At 69.8% G+C, this 22,874-nt stretch carries 24 protein-coding genes, 1 tRNA gene and 2 pseudogenes; 17 read left to right on the forward strand and 10 right to left on the reverse strand.

Annotated elements, in window-relative coordinates; all coding sequences use genetic code 11:
- Positions 1–157 precede the first annotated feature (157 nt).
- Positions 158–1,371, reverse strand: a pseudogene (locus ACW5DW_RS09105) (IS4 family transposase).
- A gap of 189 nt (positions 1,372–1,560) precedes the next feature.
- On the opposite strand from ACW5DW_RS09105, the pseudogene ACW5DW_RS09110 reads away from it, so the two are divergent.
- Positions 1,561–1,808, forward strand: a pseudogene (locus ACW5DW_RS09110) (ComF family protein); the annotation flags it as partial.
- Between the two features lie 23 nt (positions 1,809–1,831).
- Here ACW5DW_RS09110 and ACW5DW_RS09115 read toward each other — a convergent pair.
- The 3 genes from ACW5DW_RS09115 to ACW5DW_RS09125 all read right to left on the reverse strand — a co-directional run bounded on the left by ACW5DW_RS09115 (position 1,832) and on the right by ACW5DW_RS09125 (position 4,390).
- Entirely contained in the window at positions 1,832–3,517 is a 1,686-nt protein-coding gene (locus ACW5DW_RS09115; protein ID WP_457018520.1) for an MFS transporter, read from the reverse strand.
- A 289-nt stretch (positions 3,518–3,806) separates the two neighbouring features.
- The gene (locus ACW5DW_RS09120) at positions 3,807–4,094 is read right to left on the reverse strand and encodes a helix-turn-helix domain-containing protein (RefSeq protein WP_457018521.1); all 288 of its coding nucleotides are present in this window, start codon (positions 4,092–4,094) and stop codon (positions 3,807–3,809) included.
- A gap of 2 nt (positions 4,095–4,096) precedes the next feature.
- Complete coding sequence (locus tag ACW5DW_RS09125; RefSeq protein ID WP_457018852.1) at positions 4,097–4,390, reverse strand: type II toxin-antitoxin system RelE/ParE family toxin; 294 nt, start codon at positions 4,388–4,390, stop codon at positions 4,097–4,099.
- Between the two features lie 200 nt (positions 4,391–4,590).
- Here ACW5DW_RS09125 and dusA point away from each other — a divergent pair, with 200 nt between their 5' ends.
- The 5 genes from dusA (at position 4,591) to ACW5DW_RS09150 (ending at position 9,292) form a co-directional block, all read left to right on the forward strand.
- Positions 4,591–5,604, forward strand: coding sequence for a tRNA dihydrouridine(20/20a) synthase DusA (dusA, locus tag ACW5DW_RS09130; RefSeq protein WP_457018522.1), 1,014 nt, complete (start codon positions 4,591–4,593; stop codon positions 5,602–5,604).
- Entirely contained in the window at positions 5,601–6,539 is a 939-nt protein-coding gene (locus ACW5DW_RS09135) for an arginine deiminase-related protein (protein ID WP_457018523.1), read from the forward strand. Before dusA ends, ACW5DW_RS09135 begins: the two co-directional genes overlap by 4 nt.
- A gap of 176 nt (positions 6,540–6,715) precedes the next feature.
- Positions 6,716–7,015, forward strand: a complete 300-nt coding sequence (locus ACW5DW_RS09140) for a hypothetical protein (RefSeq protein WP_457018524.1) — start codon at positions 6,716–6,718, stop codon at positions 7,013–7,015.
- A gap of 65 nt (positions 7,016–7,080) precedes the next feature.
- Positions 7,081–7,767, forward strand: a complete 687-nt coding sequence (locus ACW5DW_RS09145) for a response regulator transcription factor (protein WP_298579641.1) — start codon at positions 7,081–7,083, stop codon at positions 7,765–7,767.
- A 103-nt stretch (positions 7,768–7,870) separates the two neighbouring features.
- Positions 7,871–9,292 carry an ATP-binding protein gene (locus tag ACW5DW_RS09150; RefSeq protein WP_457018525.1) on the forward strand — a complete coding sequence of 474 codons (1,422 nt, stop codon included), beginning with the start codon at positions 7,871–7,873 and terminating at the stop codon, positions 9,290–9,292.
- Positions 9,293–9,404: 112 nt separating this feature from the next.
- On the opposite strand, the gene ACW5DW_RS09155 is transcribed toward ACW5DW_RS09150, so the two are convergent.
- Both ACW5DW_RS09155 and ACW5DW_RS09160 read right to left on the reverse strand, forming a co-directional pair.
- Positions 9,405–10,145, reverse strand: coding sequence for a M90 family metallopeptidase (locus ACW5DW_RS09155; RefSeq protein ID WP_457018853.1), 741 nt, complete (start codon positions 10,143–10,145; stop codon positions 9,405–9,407).
- A 25-nt stretch (positions 10,146–10,170) separates the two neighbouring features.
- Positions 10,171–10,440, reverse strand: a complete 270-nt coding sequence (locus tag ACW5DW_RS09160; RefSeq protein ID WP_457018526.1) for a hypothetical protein — start codon at positions 10,438–10,440, stop codon at positions 10,171–10,173.
- A gap of 175 nt (positions 10,441–10,615) precedes the next feature.
- Between ACW5DW_RS09160 and birA the strand changes: the two genes are divergently transcribed.
- The 7 genes from birA (at position 10,616) to ACW5DW_RS09195 (ending at position 15,018) form a co-directional block, all read left to right on the forward strand.
- A complete protein-coding gene (birA, locus tag ACW5DW_RS09165; RefSeq protein ID WP_457018527.1) occupies positions 10,616–11,608 on the forward strand; it encodes a bifunctional biotin--[acetyl-CoA-carboxylase] ligase/biotin operon repressor BirA in 993 nt (330 codons plus the stop codon).
- Positions 11,605–12,345 carry a type III pantothenate kinase gene (locus tag ACW5DW_RS09170; protein WP_457018528.1) on the forward strand — a complete coding sequence of 247 codons (741 nt, stop codon included), beginning with the start codon at positions 11,605–11,607 and terminating at the stop codon, positions 12,343–12,345. Before birA ends, ACW5DW_RS09170 begins: the two co-directional genes overlap by 4 nt.
- Positions 12,346–12,354: 9 nt before the next feature.
- Entirely contained in the window at positions 12,355–13,077 is a 723-nt protein-coding gene (locus ACW5DW_RS09175) for an SPOR domain-containing protein (RefSeq protein WP_457018529.1), read from the forward strand.
- A gap of 40 nt (positions 13,078–13,117) precedes the next feature.
- Positions 13,118–13,193, forward strand: a tRNA-Thr gene (locus tag ACW5DW_RS09180).
- Between the two features lie 198 nt (positions 13,194–13,391).
- Positions 13,392–14,315 carry an arginase gene (gene rocF, locus ACW5DW_RS09185; RefSeq protein ID WP_457018530.1) on the forward strand — a complete coding sequence of 308 codons (924 nt, stop codon included), beginning with the start codon at positions 13,392–13,394 and terminating at the stop codon, positions 14,313–14,315.
- A gap of 145 nt (positions 14,316–14,460) precedes the next feature.
- Positions 14,461–14,616, forward strand: coding sequence for an entericidin A/B family lipoprotein (locus tag ACW5DW_RS09190; RefSeq protein WP_457018531.1), 156 nt, complete (start codon positions 14,461–14,463; stop codon positions 14,614–14,616).
- Between the two features lie 201 nt (positions 14,617–14,817).
- A complete protein-coding gene (locus ACW5DW_RS09195; RefSeq protein ID WP_457018532.1) occupies positions 14,818–15,018 on the forward strand; it encodes a CsbD family protein in 201 nt (66 codons plus the stop codon).
- Positions 15,019–15,244: 226 nt separating this feature from the next.
- On the opposite strand, the gene ACW5DW_RS09200 is transcribed toward ACW5DW_RS09195, so the two are convergent.
- Complete coding sequence (locus ACW5DW_RS09200; protein ID WP_457018533.1) at positions 15,245–16,027, reverse strand: hypothetical protein; 783 nt, start codon at positions 16,025–16,027, stop codon at positions 15,245–15,247.
- 120 nt (positions 16,028–16,147) lie between these two features.
- Between ACW5DW_RS09200 and ACW5DW_RS09205 the strand changes: the two genes are divergently transcribed.
- Genes ACW5DW_RS09205 through ACW5DW_RS09220 form a run of 4 tightly spaced genes read left to right on the forward strand, consistent with a single transcriptional unit; the run spans position 16,148 to position 20,440 of the window.
- Positions 16,148–17,485: a tryptophan--tRNA ligase gene (locus tag ACW5DW_RS09205; RefSeq protein WP_457018534.1), complete on the forward strand. Its 1,338-nt coding sequence runs from the start codon at positions 16,148–16,150 to the stop codon at positions 17,483–17,485.
- Positions 17,482–17,793: a hypothetical protein gene (locus ACW5DW_RS09210; RefSeq protein ID WP_457018535.1), complete on the forward strand. Its 312-nt coding sequence runs from the start codon at positions 17,482–17,484 to the stop codon at positions 17,791–17,793. Before ACW5DW_RS09205 ends, ACW5DW_RS09210 begins: the two co-directional genes overlap by 4 nt.
- A gap of 11 nt (positions 17,794–17,804) precedes the next feature.
- Entirely contained in the window at positions 17,805–18,749 is a 945-nt protein-coding gene (locus ACW5DW_RS09215; RefSeq protein WP_457018536.1) for an MBL fold metallo-hydrolase, read from the forward strand.
- Positions 18,750–18,775: 26 nt separating this feature from the next.
- On the forward strand, positions 18,776–20,440 hold the full coding sequence (locus tag ACW5DW_RS09220) for a M28 family metallopeptidase (protein ID WP_457018537.1): 1,665 nt from the start codon (positions 18,776–18,778) through the stop codon (positions 20,438–20,440).
- A gap of 18 nt (positions 20,441–20,458) precedes the next feature.
- Here ACW5DW_RS09220 and ACW5DW_RS09225 read toward each other — a convergent pair whose 3' ends face one another.
- From ACW5DW_RS09225 to ACW5DW_RS09235, 3 genes are read right to left on the reverse strand one after another with little or no spacing between them, the layout of a single operon-like run.
- On the reverse strand, positions 20,459–20,842 hold the full coding sequence (locus ACW5DW_RS09225; protein ID WP_457018538.1) for a VOC family protein: 384 nt from the start codon (positions 20,840–20,842) through the stop codon (positions 20,459–20,461).
- 31 nt (positions 20,843–20,873) lie between these two features.
- Positions 20,874–21,257, reverse strand: coding sequence for a VOC family protein (locus ACW5DW_RS09230; RefSeq protein ID WP_457018539.1), 384 nt, complete (start codon positions 21,255–21,257; stop codon positions 20,874–20,876).
- Positions 21,258–21,306: 49 nt separating this feature from the next.
- Positions 21,307–22,812: a dihydrolipoamide acetyltransferase family protein gene (locus ACW5DW_RS09235; protein WP_457018540.1), complete on the reverse strand. Its 1,506-nt coding sequence runs from the start codon at positions 22,810–22,812 to the stop codon at positions 21,307–21,309.
- Between the last annotated feature and the right edge of the window lie 62 nt (positions 22,813–22,874).

Below are 22,874 nucleotides of genomic sequence, written 5' to 3' on the forward strand. Positions count from 1 at the left end.
TGCCGGTAAGCCGCCGGCGCGACCCTGGGGAGGGGTTCGAATGGTCATCAAGCGCATCGACGTACTTTCCGCCGGCAAGATCATGGGCATCATCGCCGCCGCGATCGGCCTGATCGCCGGCAAGAACGGGGTCAGGTTCTAAGGTTTCCCCACGTTTTCATGCGGCCAAGGCCATCTGATCCAGCACCGCTCGGGGCAGAGATCGCACGCGATCCAGCCACTTGGATACCGGTTCCAGTGGCCATCGCCTGACCAGCGCTTCGCGTCCAATGCGTAAGGTCGAGTAGAGCTTGCGCGTGCTTCGGATGGGCGAGAGCCAGTGCGCGATACCGGTCGCCTCGCAGCCCAGACCTGCGAGCCAGCTGACGAAGCTGGCCAGTGTGCTCACGAGCAGCAGCATCTGTAGACGTGCGCCGTGTCGGGTCAGGCTGTCTTCCATGCCTTGTCCGTAGCGATGTGATTTGAGATCGCGAAACGCGAGTTCGATCTGCATGCGCCGCGCATAGAGATTCACGAGTTGACGGGCGCTGGGGGCGCGGAGTTCGGACGAGGCGATGATCAGCCAGGGTTCCCGCTCTCGGGCAGACGCTTTCAGGCTTGCCATCGAGCGTGATGTTTTGATTCGCGTGCGTCGATTCGGATTCGTCCGTCCTTGTCGCGCTTTGGCGTAGACCACAGGCGACACTGGATCGGATCGCTCCGGTTCGCCAGCATTGTCGGCAATTCGTGCGGCCTCGTCGAAGCCAGCACATGTAACTGGCGGCTATCGACCCATTAATCGAGGCTGTCGGGCGCGTCCTGCGGCTTGACCTGTGTACGCCCACGCAATCGACCGACCCAATGCCAACCGATCGCCGAGACCGCGCGAAACCACGGTGTGCGGAAGCCAGCATCGGTCACCAAGATGGGCGTCACGCCCTCGGGCACGATGGCGCGCAACTGCTGCAGGAATCGCTTCTCCGGCCCCGGTGCGCCTTGCTCGCGGCCCGGTACGACCATGTCGAGCAGCGTCAACGTGCGCCCGCCGACCGGGACTACAGCGCGCAGCAGACACCAGCTTTTGTCCGGCTTCAGGTCGGACCAGTCGATAACGATCACCGGCTGCGGACCACGCAACAGCCAGCGCGCCATCTCGTGATCGATTGCAGCCCGCTCGGCATGCAGGTGTCTGTTGCTGAGCAATCGATCGAACGCCTTGAGCGGCGCCCGAATGCGTGTTGCATCGGGCCATGCACGCGCAACATCCATCAGCGTCAGCCGCCGGCCTTGCAACAGTGCCTCGACTGCACGCAGCAAAGCGCGCTCGCGGAGCGCATGCATGCCGGAAAGTGAGCGAGGCAGACACTTCTGCAATACTTGGCTGGCGCGCATGGTCGTCAGTCCTTCTCTGGCTTAGTCACCTCGAAGGCTGCGCCATGCGCGCACTTGTTTCCACCGAAATCAGCGCAAGCTTCTGATCTCGCGGGAGAAAACGCGGGGAAACCTCAGGGTCGGGTTCACTTTTGGGGAGGATGTAATTGAACCTGGAGTGCCCCGTTCTTCGCCAGCGCATTCGCTCCGCTGCCGCGGCCCGACGCGCTGTTGCCGATCCCGCTGCACCGCGCGCGCCTGCGCGAACGCGGCTACGACCAGGCGCTGGAGCTCGCGCGGCCGCTGGCGCGCGCCCTGTCGTTGCCGCGGTGCCGCGGCACGTGGCTCTGGTCGATGACGTCATGACCACCGGCGCCACCCTGCATGCCGCGGCAACGGCGCTGCGGCGCGCCGGCGTGGCCTGGGTCGATGCATGGGTCGCGGCGCGGGTGCCCTGAATGTCGCGCGCCAGCGGTCGTGGCTAGGCCGACCGGTTGGGATCGATCAGCGGTTCGCTCAGCGCCGACGGCCCGGCGACGGCAACCGTGTGAAGGGCGCTGGTCTGGCGTTCGATCATCCGCCGGACCTGCGGCGCGCCGGGCCCCTGGTGCAGCGCGCGCAGATGTTCCGGAATGGTCGCGTCGTCGTGGGTCAGGCGGCTGTTGTGGCGGATGTAATCCAGCCACGTCGGCGTCTCGTAGCGCTCGATCCAGACCTGCGGATCGGCGAGATCGCGCAGCACCCTCCAGTTGCGTGCCCCGTCGCGGCGACGGATGCGCCGCCGCTCCGCCATCGCTTCAAGGAACTCGAGGACGTCCTCTTCGCGGATGACGTACTCGACGGTGACCACCACCGGACCCGTCCGCGACTGGACCGGGACGGCGGTGGCCGGCTCCTGCCAGCGGCGCAGCGGATCGAGATTGAGCTCCGTCAGTTTCGCCAATGGCAGCCAGCGGCCAAGCGCCGCGCAGACGATCATGACCCCCGCTGCTGAGAGCAGCGCCGTCCGCACGTCGCCGCGCTCCGCAACGAATCCCCACAGCCAGCTGCCTGTCGCTATGCCGCCGAACGCGGCCATCTGGTACAGCGACAGCGCGCGCGCCACCACCCAGCGCGGGGTGGACAGCTGCACCGTGACGTTGAATGTCGACAACGCCAGCACCCACGCGGCGCCGCCGAGCATGAGCGCTGCCATCGTCAGCAACAGCTGTGCGCTCACGGCAGCGAGCGCCGCGGCAACGGCAAAGGCGATGCAGGCGCAACACACGAGACCCTCGGTCGACAGCACGTCGCGCAAGTACGCACTGCCCATCGCGCCGCCTATCGCACCCACGCCGAATGCGCCGAGCAGCAGGCCATAGCTCAGCGGCCCGCCGGCGATCAGATCCTTGGCCACCAGGGGCATGAGCGCCATGACCGCACTCGCGCCGACACCGAAAACGGCGCTGCGGACCAGGACGCTGCGAATGGCGGGTGACATCGCGACATAGCGGATGCCTGCGGCGATCGCGACCCCGAGCGTTTCCGGCGGCAGCACCCGCGGATCCCGCGGCGGGCGCCAACGCGCCAGCACGACGATCAACGCGATGTAGCTGACGGCATTCACCGCGAACGCCGCAGCGGCGCCGGCGGCCGCGACAATGGCGCCGCCAATCGCGGGCCCGACGCTGCGGGCGATGTTGAAGCCCATGCTGTTGAAGGCCACCGCGCCCGGCAACTCCGCGCGCGGCACCATGTCGCCGACGGATGCCTGCCACGCCGGCGCGTTGAACGCCGCACCGCAGCCGATCAGGAACGTGAACAGCAGCAGCAACCACGGCGTGATCAACGCGGACCAGGCGCACACCGACAGCGCGACCGACACGAGCAGCATGAACAGCTGCGCGCCGAGCATGATCTTGCGCCGGTCGAAATTGTCCGCCATCGCGCCGGCCACCAGCGAAAACAGCATGACCGGCAGCGCGATCGACCCCTGCACCAGCGCCACCATGCGCTCCGACTGCGCAATCGAGATCATCAGCCAGGACGCGCCGACCGACTGGATCATGCCGCCGAAATTGGAGGAGGCGCTCGCCAGCCAGACCTTGCGGAAGATCGGGTAGCGCATTGCCGACAGCGCAGTAGGGCGCTGCGCGGGATCTGGTGGAGTCAGCGGGATAGGAGCCATCAGCAACCTGGCCGGAGGGAACGTTGGCGATTAAGCCAGATCGGCTGCCTCCGCCCCGTTAGGGTCGATCTCACGTGCCGCTCAGCGCGAAGTCTGCGGCGATGCCCGCGAACACCGCCATCCCCACAGGACCGCGGTCGACTTCGAGCCCACCTTGACGTCGTCGTCGCGGTCGACCATCGCGTACCAGGTGTTGTAGGCGGTCGACCGGATATCGGGGTCAGGTTCAGTTTCAACGTCAGGTCCGGCTCTTGATGAGTAGTGGCCCTTTGAAGTCGCCGAATCAGCGCTAGGCGGCTTCCAGTGCGATGCGGACTTGTTGGCCCAGCGATGCCGCGATGTTCACCAGCGCATCCAGCGAGAAGCGCGAGATGCGGCCGCGGAGCAGGTCGTTGATGCGTGGCTGGGTGATGCCGCAATGCTCGGCCGCCGCGGCCTGCGTCCAGCCGCTTTCCTGGATGAGCGAGGCGATCTTTCGCATCAGTTCCGCACGGACCTTGAGGTTGGCGGCTTCCTCGGCGGTGTCGGCAAGCGCATCCCAGACGCTGGCATATCGTTCGGCCTTGGACTTGTTCATGGTCACTTCCTGCTCAACAGGGCGAAGCGCTGCTTCGCGAGTTCGACATCCCGCTTCGACGTGGCTTGCGTCTTCTTCTGGAAGGCATGAAGCACATAGACGGCATCGGCCAACCGGGCGGTGTACAGGACGCGGCGGTAGGCGCCCGTGTCGTCCCGCACCCGGATTTCCTCGACGCCCTTGCCGATCGTGGGCATGGGTTTGAAGTCGTCCGGCTGCAATCCGTGCTGCACGCGGTCCAACTGGTAGCCGGCGTCTCGCTTCGCGTCATCGGTGAACTCCCGGAGGCGGTCCAGAGAACGCGATTGGCTTGGCGGGCATTAATATATCCGTATTGATATAAATGGCAAACGGATGCAGGCTGGATCTTCACGGCGAGCTTTTCGCCACTCAGGTCGGAGGTGGGTGTGCCGCTTCAAGGTCGTCCAAGGCCCGAGAAGGGTGTGCTGCGCTACTTCCAGCCGCAAGAGCGCGCTCGTTCGTACAATGTGAGCCGATGATCGCCTCGCCCAACATCCTGCCCGAACTGATGCGTCTTTCGGTGGCCCCGATGATGGACTGGACCGACAGCCACTGCCGGGTCTTCCATCGCCTGCTGGCGCCGTCGGCGCGGCTGTACAGCGAGATGGTGCACGCCAACGCGGTGATCCACGGCGACCGCGCCAGGCTGCTGGCGATGGATCCGGTGGAGCATCCGGTGGCACTGCAGCTGGGCGGCAGCGAGCCGGCGCTGCTGGCGCAGGCCGCGCGGATCGGAGCCGAGCACGGTTTCGACGAGATCAACCTCAACTGCGGCTGCCCCTCCGACCGCGTGCAGGCGGGGCGCTTCGGTGCCTGCCTGATGCGCGAGCCGGCGCTGGTGGCCGACGGCGTGGCGGCGATGATCGCGGCGGTGGCGTCGTCGGCGCGGCCCGTGCCGGTGACGGTGAAGTGCCGGCTTGGCGTGGACGACGACCACGATTTCGACCGCTTCATGGACTTCATCGATACCGTGGCCGCCGCCGGCTGCCGCATGTTCGTGGTGCACGCGCGTAACGCCTGGCTCAAGGGGCTGAGCCCGAAGGAGAACCGCGAAGTGCCGCCGCTGCGCTATGACTGGGCGTACCGGCTCAAGCGCGAGCGGCCGGCGCTGCAGGTGGTGGTCAACGGCGGCATCGCCTCACTGGCGGAAACGCTGGCGCACCTGGACCACGTCGATGGCGCCATGCTCGGTCGCGCCGCCTACCACGATCCCTACACGCTGCACCTGGTCGATGCGGCGCTGCGCGACGTCGATCCGCGGCCGCGTGCGGACCTGCTGCGCGCGCTGCAGCCCTACGCCGTCGCACAGCTGGCAAGCGGCGTGCCGCTGCGGCACATCAGCCGGCACATCCTGGGTCTGTTCCACGGCCAGCCGGGCGGCCGCGCGTATCGCCAGGTGCTGAGCGAAGGCACGCACCTGCCCGGTGCCGGCTGGGACCTGGTGGAACGCGCGCTCGCGGCCACCATGCGCGGCGCGGTCGTGGCGTGATCACGCGCGATATCGCGGCGTTTGCCGCCTTCGCCCGCAGCAGCCAGCCGGACTTCGGTCCGGCGACCGCGCGCGCCGCCTTCCTGGTCTCGCCCGATGGCTTTGCACGCGCGGCGGATTCGGCGGCGGACAACCGCTACATGGCCGATGCCGGCGCATTCGACGCGGTCCGCGCCCTGCACGAGCACCGTGCGCTGCACCAGGCGCTGTCGACGCAGCTGCCGACGATCTGCTTTGCCGGCGATGCCAGCGCGCCCGACGGCCTGTTCCCCAACAACGTCTTCGCCACCGCACGCGCGGACGCCGCCGCGCCGAATGCGTTCGTGCCGCGCTTGATTGTCGGCCGGATGCGGCATCCGGTGCGCCAGCGCGAGGCGCGGCGCAGCGATATCCGCGCCTGGTTCGGCGACGTGCTCGGCTATGCCGAGATCGACCTGTCGACCCAGCCGCATCCTTGCGAACTCACCGGCGCGCTGGTGATCGATCGCGCGCGGGGCCTGGGCTACTGCGGCCTGTCCGAGCGTTGCGACCAGCGCGGCGCGGCGCTGATGCACGACGCCTTCGGCCTGCGCGCGACCCTGATGTTCGACCTGGCCGCGGGCGAATACCACACCAACGTCGTGCTCGCGGTGCTCGCCGGGCGCGTGCTGCTGGCCTGCGCGGATGGCTTCGCCGATCCCGGCGTGTCCGAGGCCATCGCCGCGCTGTATCCGCACGCCGCGCGGCTCGCGCCGGCGGAGCGCGCCGCGTTCGCGGGCAACGCCATCTGCCTGGGCGGGGACGCCGTCTGGATGAGCGCCACGGCCGCTGCGGCGCTCGCTTCCGGGACGCGGAGGACGCTGCAGGAGGCAGGGCTGGCGGTTGGGAGCGTCGAGCTGGGCGCGATCGAGGCGGCCGGCGGTTCTCTGCGATGTTGCGTTGCGGAATTGTTCTGATCCGTTCACCGCGATGAACCCCTGCGCACTGGTGAAGGAAAAGTTAAGGGGGGATTCACCGCGTTCTTTCAAGAATGCCGGTCCGATCCGAAAGGTCCGCCGCGGTTTTCGACATGCCCCCTGTGCAGTTCCGCATGAAGGTCGTCCTGGTTGCCGCGCTCGCGGGAGGCGTCCTCATGTCCGCGGCCTGGGCACAGGAGGAGCCGCGCGAACGCCGCGATGCCGAACGCGGCGAGCGCAGCCAGGAGCAGCGACTGCGCAATCGCGATGAGCTGTCTGATTCGGTGCGCCAGTTCGAGCGCAGCAACCGCGGCAGCCGCGTGCTCAGCGCCGAGCGCATCCAGGCCGACGGTCGCGACGTCAACCGGATCAAGGCCATGGACGACCGCGGCCGGGTCCGCGTCTACGTCGATGACCCGCGTCGCCAGCCCCCGCCGCAGCCGCGGCGGCAATCTACACGCGACGACCACGACTGACGCTGCACTCTGTTCAGGAAAGTACGGCCAGACTGGTCGCCTCACAATTCTGAACGGAGTCATCCATGCGCATCCTGCTGGTCGAAGACGAAGCTCCGCTGCGTGAAACGCTGGCCGCGCGCCTGAAGCGCGAAGGCTTCGCCGTCGATGCTGCGCAGGACGGCGAGGAAGGCCTGTACATGGGTCGCGAGGTGCCATTCGACGTCGGCATCATCGACCTCGGCCTGCCCAAGATGTCGGGCATGGAGCTGATCAAGGCGTTGCGCGACGAGGGCAAGCAGTTCCCGGTGTTGATCCTGACCGCGCGTTCGAGCTGGCAGGACAAGGTCGACGGCCTCAAGCAGGGCGCCGACGACTACCTGGTCAAGCCCTTCCACGTCGAGGAACTGCTGGCGCGCATCAACGCGCTGGTGCGCCGCGCGGCCGGCTGGAGCAAGCCCACGCTCGAATGCGGCGCGGTGGTGCTCGACCTCGCCGCGCAGACGGTGACCGTGCACGGCCAGAACGTCGACCTCACCAGCTACGAGTACAAGGTGCTCGAGTACCTGATGATGCACGCCGGCGAACTGGTCTCGAAGGCCGACCTCACCGAGCACATCTACCAGCAGGACTTCGACCGCGATTCCAACGTGCTCGAGGTCTTCATCGGCCGCCTGCGCAAGAAGCTCGATCCGGAAGGCACGCTCAAGCCGATCGAGACGGTACGTGGTCGCGGCTACCGCTTCGCCATCCCGCGTAACGGCGAAGGCTGAGCGCAACGGCCCGCGCCCTCCGCGGGCCGCGGCATCGCGGCATCGGCTATCGTGGGCGCCGTCCCGCGCGTCGGCCTGCGCAGCATGATCCGTTCCTGACCCGATGAGCACCGGCAAGTCCGCCCGCGTCCTGCCCTGGCGTCCGCGCTCGCTGCAGGCGCGGCAGCTGATGGCGGCCAGCCTCGGCCTGATCGCGTTCCTGGCGCTGGCCGGCTATGCGCTCGACCGCGCCTTCCTCGACGTGGCCAGCGAGGGCCAGCGCGATCGGCTGCGCAACTACATGTTCGCCTATGCGGGCGACGTGGAGTTCCTGCGCAGCGGCGACATCTACGTCCCCGACAATGGCCCCGACGATCGCTTCGACCGTCCGGGCAGCGGGCTCTATGCCGAAGTCGTGTTGCCCAGCGCCAGCTGGACATCGCGCTCGGCGTCGGGCCCGCAGCTGCCAGAGGCGCTCCCGCTGGCCGGCGGCGAGGAGAAGTTCGAAGGTCCGCTGCCCATGGTCCGCAGCGACGGTTCGCCGGGCCATGTCTACCGTTACGGCCTGGGCATGGTCTGGGCGCAGGAGGGCGCGCCCGCGGCCGAGTTCCCCTACACGATCTACGTGATGGAGGACGCCGGCACCGTACCCCGCCAGGTGCGCGTGTTCCGTGCCGCGCTGTGGGGCTACCTCGGTATTTCCGGCCTGATCCTGCTGCTGCTGCAGACCCTGGTGCTGCGCTGGAGCCTGTGGCCGCTGCACAAGGTGGTGGACGAACTCAAGCGCGTGCAGCGCGGCCAGGCGCATCGAATGGGCGAGCGCCATCCGCGCGAACTCGAGCCGCTGACCGACAGCATCAACGCACTGATCGAAAGCGAGCGCGAGAACCTCGAGCAGCAGCGCAATACCATGTCCGACCTGGCACACAGCCTGAAGACGCCGCTGGCGGTGCTGCGCGCGCGCCTCGAATCGGACGTGGACGAGCAGGAGCTGCGCGAGGACGTCGCGACCCAGCTGCAGCGCATGAGTGACCTGGTCAGCTACCAGCTTGGCCGCGCGGCTTCCACCGGGCACAAGCTGTTTGCCGCGCCGGTGGAGGTCGAGCCCTGCGCCGAGACCCTGGTGCAGAGCCTGGAGAAGATCTACGCCGGCAAGGGCGTGCTGTGCGAGTTCGACATCGATCCCGCCGCGCGCTTCCACGGCGAGCCGGGCGACCTGCAGGAACTGCTGGGCAACCTGATCGAGAACGCGTTCAAGTGGGCCGGCGCGCGCGTGCTGCTGACGGTCAAGACCGGTGAGACCGCGCCCAACCGCCGGCCGGGCCTGCTGCTGGCGGTCGACGACGACGGCCCCGGCATTCCGGACGAGCGGATCCCGTTGGTGCTCCAGCGCGGCGTGCGCGGCGACGAGCGCGTGCATGGACACGGGATCGGCCTGTCGATCGTGCAGGACATCATCCGCAGCTACCGCGGCGAACTGCACGTGGGCCGCTCGACCGAACTGGGCGGCGCCCGTTTCGAAGTGCGGCTGCCGCCGGGGCTCTGACGCACCCGGTCATCGCGGCGTGGCGCTTCACGGCGGAGAAGCGGCCAAACCCGCCGGCGCGATGTAGGGATCCTCTTTCGCGCCATCGCCGCCGACACGCCGAAGCAGGCACTCACGCCGAAGGCGAAGGTCCGTAGAACCGTTCGAAGTGCGCCGCCACCTGCGGAAACATGTCGCGCAGCAATGCCGGATCGCTGAAATGGTATTCGCTGCACACGGCGAAGAATTCCTCCGGCGCCTCGGCCGCGTAGGGGTCGATGCCGACCTCGCCGCCGCCGTCCACTTCGGCCACCAGCGCGTCGTAGGCCTGCTGGAAATCCCGCGCCCAGCTGCGCTGCCAGTCGCGCGGCAGCGGCGGTGTGCCGTCGAGCGCGCCGTCGAGCGCATCGAGCTTGTGCGCCATCTCGTGCACGGCCACGCAGAAGCCGGCGTGCGGATCGTCCAGGTCGGTCTCGACGTCGGCCCACGACAGGATCAGCGGGCCACCGTCCCATGCTTCGCCGATCAGTTCGTCGTCCCATTCGTGCAGCACGCCGGCGGCGTCGACGTGGCTGCGGTTCACCCGGAACGCATCCGGATAGACGATCAGTTGCGACCAGCCGTGCAGGCCCTGTTCGCCGAACTCGAGCAGCGGCAGGCAGCACAGCGCCGCCAGCAGCGCGCGCTGGGTGTCGTCGAGCCGCAGTGGATCGATCGGGGTGATGGTCTTGCGCTGCAGGAACAGCGTGGCCAGCGCACGCAGGCGCGCGGCGCGGAGGGGATCAAGCGCGGCGATCCAGCGCACCCTGGCGTGGACCTGCGCCCAGGTCGCGTCGTTGATCGGATCGGGTGCGCGGCCCAGCAGCCGGCGGATCAGGCCTGCGGCCAATCCGGATCCCTCAGCGGATCATGCCCGGCAGGAAGCTGTGCCAGCGCGGCGGACGCGCCGCCGGTTCGGATTCGCCGCGGCGCGGCGTCGTGGCGCGGGTGCGGTTGGGCACGACCGCGCGCTTGTCGCCGGGACGCAGCACTTCAGTCTCGGACTCGCCTTCCGCAGTGGCATCGCAGCCGGCGCTGGCGCCGTTGGCGTCCATCATCGCGGGCTGGCGGGCAGCCACGGGCAGCGCGGCGCAGGCCAGGAGCAGGCAGAACAGGAATCGGGGAGCCATGGCAACCATCCTTCGACCAGAGTCGTTGCAGCGGCAACGAGGCACTATACCCCGGATGCGCGCTGGACGCCGATGGTTGCAGGGCGGCTCCCGCACGGGCCGGGCAGGGCGCGGACACAGGCCGCACAGGCCCGCAATCCCGGATAATCAGCGGCATGCCCTGCCTGGACCAGCCGTGACCGCCGCCGCCGACCGCGCCCTGCTATGCCGCCTGGGCGAGGGCCCGGTCTCGGGCGACGTGCTGGCACGCGAGGCCGGGCTGAGCCGCGCCGCCGTCTGGAAACGCATCGAGGCGCTGCGCGCGGCCGGGGTCCGGGTCGAGGCCCGTGCCGGCCTCGGCTACGCGCTGGCCGCGCCGGTGGACCTGCTGGACGCCGGGCGCATCGCTGCCGCGCTGCCGGATGAACTGCGGAGCGGCATCGGCACCCTCGAGGTCGCGTGGTCACTGGATTCGACCAGCTCCGAGCTGCTGCGCCGCGGCGATGCGGGCGACGGCGTGCAGGTGCTGCTGGCCGAACGCCAGACCGGCGGGCGCGGCCGCCGCGGCCGGCCCTGGGCCTCGCCGCTGGCCGCCAACCTGTACCTGTCGGTGGGGCGCCGCTTCGATGCGGGCCTGGCGCGGCTGGGCGGGCTGAGCCTGGTCGCGGGAATCGCGGTCGTCGAGACCCTGCACGCGCTGGGCGTGGCCGCGGCCCGGCTGAAGTGGCCCAACGACGTGGTCGTGGCCGAGGGCGGGCGGCTGCGCAAGCTCGGCGGCATCCTGGTCGAAGGCGGCGGCGAATACGCGGGCCCGGCGCGGGCGGTGATCGGCATCGGGCTCAACGTGCGCATGCCGGCGACCGCCGGCGCCGACATCGACCAGCCCTGGATCGACCTGCAGGCGCTGTGCGAGCCGCCGCCGCGCGACCACATCGCCGCAACCCTGCTGGCGCGGCTGCTGCCGGCGCTGGCGCGCTTCGACGAGGCCGGGCTGGCGCCGTTCCTGCCGGCCTACGCCAGGCACGACGCGCTGGTTGGGCAGGCGGTGCGGATGCAGTCGGGCGATATCGAGCAACACGGCATTGCGCTGGGCCTGGGGGCCGATGGCGCGCTGCGGGTCCGCATGGACGATGGCGAACGCAGCTTCCATGCAGGCGAAGTCAGCTTGCGCCCGGGAGCGGATGCGTGAGCGCGTGGTTGTTCGACGTCGGCAACTCGCGGCTCAAGTGCGCGCCGCTGGGCGGGGACGGGCGTCCGGGCGAGGTCCGGGCCTTCCCCCATCAGGACGGGGCGCTCGCGCCGGGCTGGGCAGCGGACCTGCCGCCCCGGATCGAGGCCGCGTACGTGGCGAGCGTGGCCTCGCCGGCGCTGCGCGTGGCCCTGCTCGACGCGCTGGCCGCGCGCTGCGGCCGCATCAGCGTGGCGACGACACGAAAGACATGGCAGGGCCTGCGCATCGCCTACGACGAGCCGGCGCGGCTGGGCGTGGACCGGTTCCTGACCCTGCTGGCTGCGCACGGGCGCGGCGGCGCGTGGCTCGTGGTGGGGGTTGGTACGGCGCTGACCATCGACCTGGTCGATGCCGAAGGCCGCCACCACGGCGGGCGCATCGCGCCGGCGCCGACGCTGATGCGCCAGTCCCTGCAGGCGCGCGCGGCGCAGCTGCCGGCAGCAGGTGGCGACTATCGCGTCTTCGCCAGCGGGACGCTCGACGCGCTGGCGTCCGGCTGCCTGGGCGCGGCGCTGGCCCTGGTCGAGCAGAGCCGCGAGGCGGCCGCACGGGCCTGCGGCGGGCCGGTGTCGCTGCTGCTGCACGGCGGCGGCGCCGCGGAACTGCTGCCACACCTGGGCGATGCCGTGTGCGAGCCGGCGCTGGTGCTGGAGGGTCTTGCGCGCTGGGCCCGGGTCGACGCCGGCCACGGCTAGAATCCCGCAATGCCCAGCCGTGCCCTGATCGTCCTGCTGCTGATCCTCAACCTTGGCGTCACGCTGTGGTGGATCACGCGCGTGGACACGCAGCCGGCGCCGGTGGTGGCCCTGCCCGAGGGTGCCGAGCCGCTGCGGCTGCTGGACGAGGCCGCCTCACCCGCGATCGCCGCCGTGCCGATGGTGGCGCCGGTGCCGACCCCGGCGCCTGCCCCCGCGGCTGCGGTTCCCTCTGTCGTTGACGTTGACGCCGATGCCGCCGTTGCGACGGTCTGCCGCAGCTTTGGCCCGTTCGACGAGGCTACCGCCGCGCAGCAGGCCCAGGCGCGGCTTCGCCCCCTGGTGCAGTCGCTCGCGACCCGCCAGGTGCAGCCCACGGCGCGCGGCTGGCAGGTGCGGATGCGTGCGCTGCCCGACCGCGCCGCGGCCGCGGCCACGGCGACCCGGCTGGCCGCGGCCGGCTTCCGCGATCATTACCTGATGCCGGCCGATGCCGACGGCTGGGTCGACATCGCGCTGGGCCGCTTCGGCAGCGAGCCGGCAGCCCGGCGCCACCAGCAGGCGCTGGTCGCGGCGGGGTTCGGGGCGATCGCCGAGCCGCTCGGTGATCCCGCCACGGCGCGGCACTGGATCGATGTGGCGGCGCCCGTGGGGGCCGACCTGGCCGCCCTGCAGCGCGCCAGCGGTGCCGCGCGCAGCGAGGCGGTCGAGTGCGCAACCCTGCCGCGCTAGAATGCGGCCGCGCGGCGCCAGCGCCGGCGCGGTCATCTTCGCCGCTTTAGCTCAGTTGGTAGAGCAACGGTCTTGTAAACCGTAGGTCGTCCGTTCGATTCGGACAAGCGGCACCACCCCGCGCAGGCGCGGGACTCTCGGTCGACGCCTGACTGCGCCGTGCGATCCACCCGCCGTGCGCGGGCGCATCGATCCGGGTCCCTGCTGCCCCGTGTCATCCGCGCAATCGCAGGAGCGCGTCCAGCACTGCACGCCGCCGCGCCGTTGCAGGTGGCCGTAGACTCGGCGGCAATCCCTTGCAGGAGCAACCGTCCATGTCCCGACGCTACCCCCCGGTTTCGATCTTCGGCGTGCCCACCGACATCGGGGCCGGTGCCCGTGGTGCATCGATGGGCCCCGAGGCCTTGCGCGTGGCGGGGCTGGGCGAGGCGCTGGCGGCGCGCGGCGTGGACGTGGTGGATCGCGGCGACGTGGTCGGCCCCCGCAATCCCTGGCAGCAGGCGGTCGACGGCTATCGCCACCTCGACCAGGTCGTGGCCTGGACCCAGGCGGTGTTCGACGCATCCTCGGCGATCCTCGCCTCCGGACGGCTGCCGCTGATGCTCGGCGGCGACCACTCGCTGGCCGTCGGCTCGATCGCAGCCGTTGCAGACCACTGCCGCCGCAGCGGCAAGACCCTGCGGGTGCTGTGGCTCGATGCGCACACCGACTTCAACACCAGCGCGATCACGCCCTCGGGCAACATCCACGGCATGCCCGTGGCCTGCCTGTGCGGGATCGGACCGGACCCGCTGGTGCGCATGGGCGGGCACGTGCCGGCGCTGGTGGCGGCGCAGGTCCGCCAGATCGGCATCCGCTCGGTCGACCAGGACGAAAAGCGCCTGGTCAAGGAGCATGGGCTGGACATCTACGACATGCGCTACATCGACGAGGTGGGCATGCGGCAGACGATGCAGCAGGCGCTGTACGGCTTGGACGAGAACACGCACCTGCACGTGAGCTTCGATGTCGACATCCTCGACCCGACCATTGCCCCCGGCACCGGCACGCCGATCCCCGGCGGGGTCAACTATCGCGAGGCGCAGCTGATCATGGAGATGATCGCCGACACCGGCTGCCTGGGGTCGCTGGACGTGGTCGAGGTCAATCCGGCGCTTGACGCGCGCAACAGCACCGCCGAACTGGCTGTCGACCTGGTGGAAAGCCTGTTCGGGAAGTCGACGTTGATGCGCGACTGAGGCCTTGACGCGCCGTTGACAACGCTGAACACCGCTGCGGGCGACGCGTCCTGCCATCGCCAATCAAACGCGTCTTTCACGCGGTTGGCGGTCAGATGTCCGGGACGAGCGCGGAAGGCCGCGCCGCACTACCTGGAGATTACAGATGAAGCGTTTGATGGCCCTGATGCTGCTCGCCATGTTTTCCGTCGGCACGCTCAGCGCGTGCAACACGATGAAGGGTGTGGGCAAGGACGTCGAGAAGGTTGGTGACAAGGTGCAGGACAAGGCCGACGATACGGGCGGGACCGATCCACGCTGATCCGTGATGCGATCAGGAAAGCCGGCGGAAACGCCGGCTTTCTTGTTTTCGGGAGTGTTGCTGAATCAATTCACGCACATCGCTCATCGTTGTGAACGAAGGTTTACGGAACCTTGATCCGGTCGTGATCAGTGCGACGGCATGCTGGATCCATCGACGCGAACAACGGCGTCGATCCCTCCCTCGAAGAAGGATCAAGCAATGAACAAGGACATCATTTCCGGCAAGTGGACCCAGCTCAAGGGCCAGGCGCAGGCCAAGTGGGGCGACCTGACCGACGACGTGTTCGATGTGGCCGCGGGCGACAGCAAGTACCTGGCCGGCAAGCTGCAGGAGCGCTACGGCTGGGAGCGCGATCGCGCCGAGCAGGAAGTGCGTGACTTCGAGAAAACTCTCTCCTGATCGCGCCGCTCCACGACGCCGGGCGGCATCGCTGGCGTGCAAACAACAGGAAAGGGCCGGCAATGCCGGCCCTTTCCCTATGCGCGCTCACCGCACGCGCCGCAGCCTTGTAGGGCGTTTGTAGGAGCGGCTTCAGCCGCGACCGCACCCTGAATACTGCGCGTGCCCGTCATGCCAGCGCTTCCAATCCGTCGGCGGGGCTGCCCGCCTATCCATTCCCGAACGCCTATCTCCACCCTCGCGGCGGATCCGCCACAAACCCCCCCGGAAACGCCTGCGGGCCACCGCGCCTGCTCCACGGCTGCTCCTGCGGCACGATGCCGCGCGCAGCGAGCGCGCCGGGTGAGTCATAGCGCAGCTGTGTGACCTGGTCGGGGCGTGAGGTGCGCTGGAACGAAGTCTGGCCGGCCGGCGACCACTCGCGCTCGCCATGTCCGGTGCCGATGCGTTGCGGCATCGTCGCCAGCGCATCGGAGGCTTCCGCGACTGGCGCGGCGCTGCGCGATTTCGCCGGCGCGGAGTCGCGCGCGATCGGCGGCGAAGGCCGCGAGGGCGGCGTCCACCCGCCGCGTTCACGGAACGCCGCAATCCCGATCGTGCCCACGTTGTCCGGACGCCCGGTGCGCGCGGCGTAGCTGTCGGTCAGGGCGGTGAACACGAACTGCGCCACGTCGTGGTGCGACCTGCGCCAGCCGGTGATCTCGGTGCTCTGCCAGGGCGCGAGCACGTAGCCGGCCTGCGAGGGATCCGCGGTCTGGCCGGTCACCGCGTTGACCCCGTCGACCGACAGCACCACCAGCACGCGCTCGCCGCTGGTGTTGGTCAGGCGCACCGCGTAGCGATGCCCGGGCATGCCGGCGATCCAGGTGTCGCGGCGCTGGCTGTGCTGCTCCAGCCAGCGGCCGCTGTCGCGATCGACGATCTCCATGCGGACCAGAGGCTGGGCCGAGGCGGCGGCGCAGGACAGGCCGGCGAGCGCGGCCAGCGACATTGCGAGGGTGCGGATCATGGCGTATCTCCTTGGGTGCCGTGGGAATCAACGCGCCCGGGGCCGCCGCGGGGTTACGCGGCGCTGCCAGGGACGGGCAACGGTTAAACTCGGGTTCCGTTTTCCGCCGTGCATTCCGCAATGTCGCCAGCTCCCGTCCGCGTCCTGACCGGCATCACCACCTCCGGTACGCCGCACCTCGGCAACTACGTCGGCGCGATCCGCCCGGCGGTCGCCGCCAGCCGTTCGGCCGACGTGGAAAGCTTCTACTTCCTGGCCGACCTGCACAGCCTGATCAAGTCCCAGGACCCCGCGCGCACCCAGCGTTCGACCCTGGAGATCGCCGCCGCGTGGCTGGCCTGCGGGCTGGATCCGGCGAAGGTCTGGTTCTATCGCCAGAGCGACGTGCCCGAGATCACCGAGCTGACCTGGTACCTGACCTGCGTCGCCGGCAAAGGCATCCTCAACCGCGCGCACGCCTACAAGGCCGCGGTCGACCGCAACCGCGCCGAGGGTGAGGACGAGGATGCAGGCGTCAGCGCGGGCCTGTTCATGTACCCGGTGCTGATGGCGGCCGACATCCTGATCTTCAACGCCCAGCGCGTTCCGGTTGGCCGCGACCAGGTGCAGCACATCGAGATGGCGCGCGATTTCGGCCAGCGCTTCAACCATGTCTACGGGCGCGAATATTTCACCCTGCCCGAGGCCGCGGTCGAGGAGCACGTGGCGACGCTGCCCGGCCTGGACGGGCGCAAGATGAGCAAGAGCTATGGCAACACGATCCCGCTGTTCGTGCCGCCGGTGGAGTTGAAGAAGCTGGTGTTCTCGATCGTCACCGACTCGCGCGCACCGGGCGAGGCCAAGGACAGCGCGGGCTCGGCGCTGTTCCAGCTCTACCAGGCCTTCGCCAGCGGCGACGAGACGCGCGCCTTCGCGCAGGCCTATGCCGACGGCATCGGCTGGGGCGAGGCCAAGCAGCAGCTGTTCGATCTTGTCGAACGCGAGATCGCGCCGCTGCGCGAGCGCTATCTCGCGCTCATCGCGCGGCCCGGTGACATCGAGGACACGCTGCGCGATGGCGCCAGGCGGCTGCGCGAACGCCATGCGACGCCGCTGCTGGCGCAGCTGCGCGAGGCCGTGGGCCTGCGCGACCTGTCGAGCGTGCAGCTGGGCGCGATGGAAGTGGACGCCGCTGTGGAGAAACCCCCGCTCGCGGCGTTCAAGCAATACCGCGAGGCTGACGGCCGGTTCTACTTCAAGCTGGTCGAAGGCGACCGCGTGTTGCTGCAGAGCCACGCCTTCGACGCGCCGCGCGAGGCGGGGCAGGCGATTGCCGCGCTGAGGCGTGGCGACACCGCGCTGGTCGATGCGCCGGCGACACCGGGCGAAGGCGTCGGGCTGGCGGCGGTGCAGGCCGCGCTCGATACGCTTGCGGCCGCGGATGCTGAAAAGGTGGCGATGAAGGGAGTGGACGCGTGAACCCGCTGGTCGAAGTCAACCTCACCCTGATCCTGTTCCTGCCCTGGTTCGCGATCCTCGCCACGCTGTACTGGCTCTTCCCGCGGCAGCCGCGCAACGTGGCGCGCGTGCTCTACGACATCGTGACGCTGCTGCTGTCGGTCGCGGTATTCCTGTGGAGCGTGTACTGGTCGATCGATAACGCCGACACCAGCCACGGCAAGCTGTGGCCGCAGATCCTGGCCACGGCGCTGGGCTATGGCGTGTTCCTCGCCGCGCTCGGTGCCGCATTCATAGTGCGCCACCTGTTGTTCAAGCGCCGGCGATGAAGGACCGCGGAATGCACCTGGACGGCATCACCCTGATCGATACCGGCTATATCCGGCCAAGCCTGTGCGCGGCCTGGCTGGTGCACGGCGAGGACGGGCGCGCGGCGCTGGTGGACTGTGGCACCGCGACCTGCGCGCAGCGCGTGCTGGATGCCATCGACGCGGCCGGGGTGGCGCGCGAGGCGGTCGACTGGCTGCTGGTGACCCACGTCCATCTCGACCATGCCGGCGGCGCCGGCCCGCTGATGCGCGCGCTGCCCAATGCGCGGCTGGTGGTGCATCCGCGCGGCGCGCAGCACATGATCGATCCGGCGAAGTTGATCGCCGGCGCGCGCGTGGTCTATGGCGACGCAATGTTCGAGCGCGACCACGCCGGCATGCTGCCGGTCGATGCGGCGCGGGTGGTGGTGGCCGACGACGGCCACGTCGTGCCGCTCGCCGGGCGGCCGCTGCTGTGCGTGGACACGCCCGGCCACGCGCTGCACCACTACAGTGTCTGGGACGCGGCCACGCGCGGCTGGTTCGCCGGTGACGCGTTCGGCCTGTCGTACCGCGAGTTCGACAATGGCAACGGTGCGTTCGCCATTCCCACCACGTCGCCGGTGCAGTTCGATCCGGGGCAGATGAAGGCATCGATCCAGCGCCTCGTCGCGCAGCAGCCGGACTGCATCCACATCGCCCACTACGGCACGCTCACCGAATGCACGCGGATCGGAACCGACCTGGTCGGCCTGGTCGATGCGATGGCGTCGCTGGCACGCGCCCTGACCGACTCGCCCGATCGCCACGCGCGGCTTGTCGACGCGCTGACCGCGCTGTATGTCGAACATGCCGAACGCCACGGTGTCGGCGCCGCCGCGCAGACCGTGGCCGAGGTGCTGGGCGGCGACATCGCGATCAACGCGCAAGGCCTGGGCGTGTGGCTCGACCGCGTCGCGAAGTCGCGACAGTCATGAATGCGGGCCTTGCCCGGAGGAACGTCATGCACCAGTTTCCCCTGTACTGCCTGCTGGCCTGCCTGCTGCCGGCGGCGGCCATCGCGTCCGAACCGACCGTCGGCGGCGCCAGCGGCGAGTCGCTGATGCGCCACGTGCAGGTGCTGGCCTCGGATGCATTCGAAGGTCGGGCGCCGGCAACGGCGGGCGAGGAGAAGACCATCGCCTACCTGGTCGACGAGTTCGCCAAGGCCGGCGTGCAGCCCGGCGGCGAGGACGGCGGCTGGACCCAGGCGGTGCCGCTGCTGCGGGCGCGGGTGGAAGGGCCGGTGCGAGCAACGCTGCGCGTCGGCGGGCAAACGCGCGCGCTGGCCAATGGCGACGACCTGACCCTGCAGACGCTCAGCCCGGTCGACCGGGTCGACGTGCGTGATGCGCCGCTGGTGTTCGTCGGCTACGGCATCACTGCGCCGGAGCGCGGCTGGGACGACTACAAGGGCGTGGACCTGGCCGGCAAGGTGGCGGTGGTGCTGGTCAACGATCCGGATTTCGAGACGCCGACGCCGGGCGCCTTCGACGGCCGCGCCGTCACCTACCACGGTCGCTGGACCTACAAGTACGAGGAGCTCGCGCGCCGCGGCGCACTGGGTGCGCTGATCGTGCACGAGACCGCGCCGGCCGCCTATGGCTGGGACACCGTGCGCAGTTCGGGGCTGTCGCCGCTGTTCGACATTCCGCGCGATGACGCGGCCAGCCACCACACCCTGCTGCGCGGCTGGGTGCATCGCGACTTGGCGGTATCGCTGTTCGCGCAGGCCGGGCTGGAGTTCGAACGCGAGAAGGCGAGGGCGCAGACCACGGCATTCACCCCAGTGGCGCTGGGCGATGCGACGCTCTCGGCCTCGTTCGACGTGGTGCGCGACGAAGTGGTCACGCGCAACGTCATCGGCCGTCTCGAGGGCGCGACGCGCCCCGACGAGACCGTGATCTATTCCGCGCACTGGGATGCCTATGGTATCGGCGAGCCCGACGCCAGCGGCGACGGCATCCGCCACGGCGCGGTCGACAACGCGACCGGCGTGGCCGCCGTACTCGAACTCGCGCGGCTGTTCGCGCGGGGGCCGCGTCCAGCGCGCAGCCTGCAATTCATGGCGCTGACCGCTGAGGAAAAGGGCCTGCAGGGCGCGAGCTACTACGTGGCCAATCCGCTGGCGCCACTGGAGACGACGGCGGCGGTGCTCAACATCGAGATGCTCAGCCCGGATGGCCCGACCCGCGACATCGCATCCTGGGGCAACGGCCGCGTGTCGCTGGAGCAGGACCTGCGCCGCGTCGCCGAAGCCGCAGGCCGCGTCTATTCGCCCGATCCCAACCTGGAGGCGGGCTACTTCTACCGCGCCGACCATTTCGCGTTCGCGCGCGCGGGCGTGCCGGCGATCACCGTTGGCGCCGGGCTCGACCGCATCGACGGCGGCGTGGCCAGCGGCCAGGCGCTGCGCGAGCGCTACTTCGCCGACTGCTACCACCGGCCCTGCGACAACTGGTCGGCGGACTGGGACGTCAGCGGACAGGTGCAGGATGTCGACCTGCTCTACACGCTGGGGCGGGGCATCGCCGATGGCGACGGCTGGCCCGGCTGGCAGGACGGCTCGGAGTTCAAGGCGGTGCGCGCACGCAGCGACCCCGCGCGCGCCGGAGCGGCGAAGGACTAGCGCAGGCGCCGCGCGACTTCAGTCCCAGCGGTTGAGGTGCGGACCCAGCGGCTTGCGCTGCGGGCGCACGACACAGAAGCGGTGTCCGCTGGGCGCCTCCATGACGACCCAGCTGTGCACGGCTTCGAGCTTGCGCGCGCCCAGGGCGACCAGGCGCTCGACTTCCGCATCGACGTCGTCGGTTTCGATGTCCAGATGAATGCGCGAGGGGTGCGCGACCTTCTGCAGCAGCAGCACCGGCTCGTCGGTTTCCGTATGCAGGCGCGCGTACTTGCCGTCGCCGTCCTCGTCGCGGGTATCGACGCGCTTGCCCAGCGCGCGGCTCCAGAATTCCACGTGCGGGGCGAGGTCGTCGACCTCGCAGTCGAGGACAAAAGTGCTCAGGCGGCTGTGGTGCGGCATGGCGGTGATCCTGTGGAGGGGCGGCGGTCGCTTATTCCCAGGTGCTGGGCGGGGCGCGTCGATCCGGATCGCGCAGCGGCACCACGCAGAAGCGATGGCCGGTGGGCGCCTCCATCACCCACCAGCGTTCGCGTACGAATTCGATCCGGCGCGCGCCCAGCGCTTCCAGCCGGACGACTTCGGCCTCGATGTCGTCCGCTTCGATGTCCAGGTGCACGCGCGAGGGCTGGTCGACCTTCTGCACCTCCACGTGCAGGCCGCCGGGGCCGGCGTCGAGGACGGCGTAGCGCCCGCGACCGCCTTCGTCCGGCTCCGCAAGCGGCAGGTCGAGCGCGCGGCTCCAGAATGTGGCGGCATCGGCGAGCGTGCCTTGCCCGCAGTCGATCATGAAACCGGCAAGGCGACTGCGATGCATGGCGTGAACCTCGCTTCGGCGGGAGATTCGAAGGGCGCGGACGCCCGGGTCAGTCGGGCAGGGCGAGATCGTCCAGCAACGCCTTGAGGAAGCGTGCGGCTTCGCCGCCGGTGCAGGCGCGGTGGTCGAAGGTCAGCGACAGCGGCAGGATCCGCCGCGCTTCGAAGCCGCCGACCACCGGCACCATTTCGTGGCGGCCACGGCCAGCGCCGACGATGGCCACGCACGGCGGCACCACCACGGGCGTGGCGTAGCGGCCGGCGAACATGCCGAAGTTGGACAGCGAGATGGTGTAGCCGGACAGCTCCGAGGCGGGGATGCTGCGGTCCTGCACCTGCGCGCGCAGGCGGTCGATGCCGTCGCGGATGCCGGCGGCGTCGAGCAGGTCGGCATTGCGCAGCGCGGGTACGAACAGGCCTTCCGGCGTGTCGACCGCGATGCCGATGTCGACCTGCGGATGCAGGGTGCGACTGAGGTTGTCGCCGTCGAACCAGGCGTTGAGCGCGGGCACGGCAGCGGCTGCGGCGCAGATCGCGCGGATCAGGCGCACAGTCATGTCGTTGCCGGGCTGCCAGGCCTGGATGTCGGCATCGTCCACCAGCGTGGTCGGCACGACCTTGGCGTGCGCGTCGGCCATCACCCGCGCCATGTTGCGGCGCACGCCCTTGAGCTGCTCGGGCTGGCCGGTGGCGGCGACCGAGGGCGGCTGGGTGCGCATGGGCTTGCCGGAGGCGGACAGCGGGGTGCGCTGGCCCTGTGCGCGCTGCGGTGCAGGCGCGGCGGCGGAGCTGCCCCCACCCCGGCCCTCCCGCGCGAGCGGGGGAGGGAGTCGATCGCGCGTCGCAGCCGATCCGCGAGGCATTGCTCCCTCCCCCGCCTGCGGGGGAGGGTTGGGGTGGGGGCCGGCAGCCGCCGCAGATCCCTCCGCAGCCGCCCGCTTCACGTCCGCCATCGTCACCACGCCCTCGGCGCCGCTGCCGCGCACGCGCGACAGCTCGACCTTGAGCTTGCGTGCCATCGCGCGCACCGCGGGCATCGCCTTGATGCCGCCGACCGAGACCGCAGACTCCGCATGCACGGCGTCGGAGGCCTGCATCGCGCCGACCACGGTGCCGCTGTCGGCGCGTTCCCCGCCTGGCTCCGACTTGTCTTCGGGCGGCTCAGCGGCGCCGCTTTCGATCGCGCCGCCTTCGGTCGAGGCCACGACGCGATCGTCCGGGGCCGGATCGGAGGCGCCCACGCCCTTCGCCGGAGCGGCCGCGGCGTGATGGTGGCCGGTGTCCTGACCCTCCGCGCGCTGCGGCTGCGAAGGGTCGAGCTCGAACTGCGCAAGCATCGCCCCGGTGGTGATGACGTCGCCCGCCGCGCCAGCAAGCTTCAGCACCTTGCCCGACACCGGCGAGGGCACGTCGACCAGCGCCTTGGCGGTTTCCATCGACACCAGGTTGTCGTCGAGACGGATCGTGTCGCCCTCCTTGACGTACCACTCGACGATGGTCGCGTCGGGCAAGCCTTCGCCGAGGTCGGGGAGGAGGAAGCTCTTGGTCTGGGTCATGGGGGCCTGCGTATCAGTGGAAAGCCAACCGGCGCTCGCGGTTCAGGGTCTTGTCGCCAACG

This window comes from Luteimonas sp. A482 (assembly GCF_054072655.1).